At 35.4% G+C, this 2,197-nt stretch carries 4 protein-coding genes; 2 read left to right on the forward strand and 2 right to left on the reverse strand.

The window, feature by feature from the left end; translation table 11 throughout:
- Both AC1DRF_RS24170 and AC1DRF_RS24175 read right to left on the reverse strand, forming a co-directional pair.
- Window positions 1–305: DMT family transporter (locus tag AC1DRF_RS24170; protein ID WP_477741892.1), on the reverse strand; the 305-nt coding region annotated here is incomplete at its 3' end.
- Complete coding sequence (locus AC1DRF_RS24175) at window positions 305–643, reverse strand: DMT family transporter (protein ID WP_377577572.1); 339 nt, start codon at window positions 641–643, stop codon at window positions 305–307. The genes AC1DRF_RS24170 and AC1DRF_RS24175, both read right to left, overlap by 1 nt.
- Window positions 644–827: 184 nt before the next feature.
- Here AC1DRF_RS24175 and AC1DRF_RS24180 point away from each other — a divergent pair, with 184 nt between their 5' ends.
- Both AC1DRF_RS24180 and AC1DRF_RS24185 read left to right on the forward strand, forming a co-directional pair.
- Window positions 828–1,715, forward strand: a complete 888-nt coding sequence (locus AC1DRF_RS24180; RefSeq protein WP_377577569.1) for a LysR family transcriptional regulator — start codon at window positions 828–830, stop codon at window positions 1,713–1,715.
- A gap of 146 nt (window positions 1,716–1,861) precedes the next feature.
- On the forward strand, window positions 1,862–2,197 hold a 336-nt coding region (locus AC1DRF_RS24185), incomplete at its 3' end, for a hypothetical protein (RefSeq protein WP_477741893.1).

Consider the following 2,197-nt stretch of genomic DNA (forward strand, 5'->3'; position numbering starts at 1 on the left):
GCTTTCAGTATAATAACACCTGTAATAATAAGAGTAACCGAGATAATCTTTCTTTTGTTTTTTGATTCCTTAAATATATAAATACCTAACAGCGTTGTACTAACAATCGTCAGCCCTGCCCATATAGCAAAAACAATTCCCATTTCAAAATAGTGCGTCGTTAGAGAAATAAAATAAATACAAGCAATGAAGAGTAGAAATGCGCCTATCGTGGGAACAGTTTGTCTAAAGCCTTTAGATAGTTTTACACACATTTGGCCTGCAATGCCTAAAACTAAGCCCATCGTTAAAAATACGTATCCCATTACGCTGTCCTTCTTTCTTTAGAGCTCTCTTTAATGTTAAGAGAAACTGCACCGATTATAATAAGAGAAACTCCTAAAATTTTAGATAAAGAAATAGTTTCATCAAAAAAGATAATACCTGTGACAACAACAAGTACGGTTGCTCCTCCTGCATACAAAGCACTTGCTACTCCTACTTCACCTTTGGCGTTAAGTAGCATATAAGCAGCAATTGAAGAACAATAAAATAGTATGGCGAGAACAGTAGGAACAAAGTTTGTGAATCCATTTGTAAGATTAAGAAAAAATACTGCGATTACCTCCAAGATGATGGCAAGAAACAATAGTAAATAAAACAATTAGATCTCTTCCTTTCAGTCGCCTCATTTTAAGAACTTTACGTAATTGCTACTAAATAATTGCAATAGCACTCGGATGTCATTATTTTATCTAGAGCTTGATATCTTGTAAAATAATGATAAATGATTATAGATATCACTATTATTAATACCTAAATGAATGTAAGTGGAAAGGAGGATGTTTATGGAAGTAGAAGATATACGCATATTTATGGCTGTAGCAGAATACGGCAGTGTAAGCCTTGCCGCTGATAAGCTAGGCTATGTCCAACCCAATGTAACAGCACGTATTCGGTCTCTTGAACGAAAAATTGGACACCCATTGTTTCATCGTCACAGACGAGGAATGACATTAAATGTAGAAGGTCGAAAACTTTTAACATATGGAGAACAAATGATGCGGCTGATGGATGAAATACAGAAAGCATTTCAAGATGAGCGTAACCTTGTTGGATCATTATGTATTGGATTAGTTGAAACGGTAGTAGGGTTTCCTGAAATCATTTCTTCCTATCATAATAAGCACAAAAATGTGGATATTTCTCTAGTATCAGGAGTAAGTACACAATTAATAGAGAAAGTTCTTAAGTTTCAGTTAGACGGGGCATTTGTAGCAGAACCAGTAAATGTGTCAACGCTTGATCAAATTCCAGCTTTTGATGAAGAAATTGTACTTGTATGCAGTGCAAATGAAAAAAGGAAGAAGCAGATTCAGTCTGCCAAAGAGTTACTGCACTTACCATTCATTTTATTTAATGAAGGCTGCCAATATAGAGAAAGACTACAGCAGTGGTTAAAAGACGAACAAATAGTATCACCAAAAATCATGGAATTTGCTACACTTGAGACGATTATGGGGACAGTAGTTTCTGGTCTTGGTGTGACACTTATAGCCCGGTCATTAGCGGAAAGATATGAGCGGGAAGGGTTAGTACAACTCTTTTCAATACCTGAACCTTACAGAAACCTCAGGATTGTGTACGTTCGTCGCTCCGACTCCTATTTAGGAGTAACTGAGGGTGAATTTATAAAGACAATCAGCGAAGTAAGAGAAGGGAAAAAACAGAAATAAACAGACGGTTTTTTCATACAGAGCTTTTTTATTTACCCTATGTTTAATATGAATGCACCAAGTGTTAACTAGAAAGGTAAAAGTGAGTTTTTTAGCTCACTTTTTATATGGCATAAATCAAAAATGCTTTTAAAGGAGCCAGCACAGTGAAAATAGAGGACCAAAAATTTGCAGAACGAGTACTGAAACACCTACTTATTGGCAGTCAAATAGACGGCCTGAAATTTGGGATTAATAGTTCTACAACTCTATTGTATTTTACTAATTATAATAGAAAAGATGATGGTGATTTTGTTTTAAACATCGAAACAAATTGGACTGTATATCCTGAAGCCTGTGATACATACCCATCATCAGAGGATGAAGTGCCCTTTAATACAGAAGAGCAACATTTTAAGCATATTTGGGATATTAGGAGACAAAAAGTAGTAAACATTCAGCTAGACACTGTATCGCCTCATCTTATCATTTCTCTAGAATCG

It is taken from the genome of Priestia sp. P5_B4, assembly GCF_056400385.1.

Coding starts and splice junctions, on each gene's coding strand:
- AC1DRF_RS24180 (WP_377577569.1), top strand. CDS start 828: ATGGAAGTAGAAGATATACGCATATTTATGGCTGTAGCAGAATACGGC.